The sequence below is a fragment of the Vibrio sp. Y176 genome (genome assembly GCF_033438945.1).
The window spans coordinates 1-909 of record NZ_JAWOQS010000203.1 but is presented as its reverse complement, the minus strand read 5'-3'; the positions used below and the strand labels follow the sequence as shown (position 1 = coordinate 909).

The window sequence follows — 909 nt, the reverse complement described above, 5'->3', positions numbered from 1 at the left end:
CAATCTCCCCCGTTCGATCGTCTGACCGATGCTCAGCAAACTCGGCTGCGCTCGTCCTTAGATGTGGCGTACTATCGAACTCGAGATATCATTTTATCTAGCGGGCAGACCAACCCTCACTTGCACATATTGATCAAAGGCGCAGTCGAAGAACGTTCCAAAGACCAATCCGAAGTGTTCGCTCATTACGCCAATGACGACATGTTTGACGTGCGTTCACTGTTTGAAGAATGCGTTCGACATCAATACATCGCGCTGGAAGACACCCTTTCGTACTTACTGCCAAAAGACGTTTTTCTCGAGCTTTATAACGAGAATGGCCAGTTCGCAGCTTACTTCGACAACAACTTATCCAAACGACAAGAACTCATCGAAGCCGCGCAGCAACAGCAAAACTTGGCCGAATTCATTCTGACCAAAGTCGATAACAGCATTTATCATCCGCCGATGATCCTCGCGCCAGAAACGCCAATCAACGAGGTAACTCGAACTCTAAAAGATAACGGCATCGATGCTGCATTGGTTCAGCTCCATGACGACGACCCGCGATTGGAAAAATGGCCGTCAGCTCACCCGTACGCCATCGTGACTCGTACCAACATGCTGCACTCGGTTATGTTGGATAATTGCGCCGTGGACACACCTGTAGGTGAGATCGCAACTTTCCCTGTCTACCATGTTGATGACGGGGATTTTCTGTTTAACGCCATGATCACCATGACACGTAATCGCATGAAGCGTTTGATGGTCTGCGAAGGCAATCGCGCGGTGGGCATGCTCGACATGACACAGATTCTCAGCGCGTTCTCGACCCACTCCCATGTGTTAACACTCAGCATTGCACGAGCAAGCAGCGTAGAAGAACTGGCGTTAGCCTCAAACCGCCAACGTCAACTGGTAGAAAGCTTG

At 49.9% G+C, this 909-nt stretch carries 1 protein-coding gene; it reads left to right on the top strand.

Going from position 1 to position 909, the window contains the following annotated elements; genetic code table 11:
- Positions 1 to 909, top strand: a 909-nt coding sequence (locus R7O13_RS25095) for a cyclic nucleotide-binding domain-containing protein (RefSeq protein WP_318304971.1), incomplete at both ends; no start/stop codon positions are given.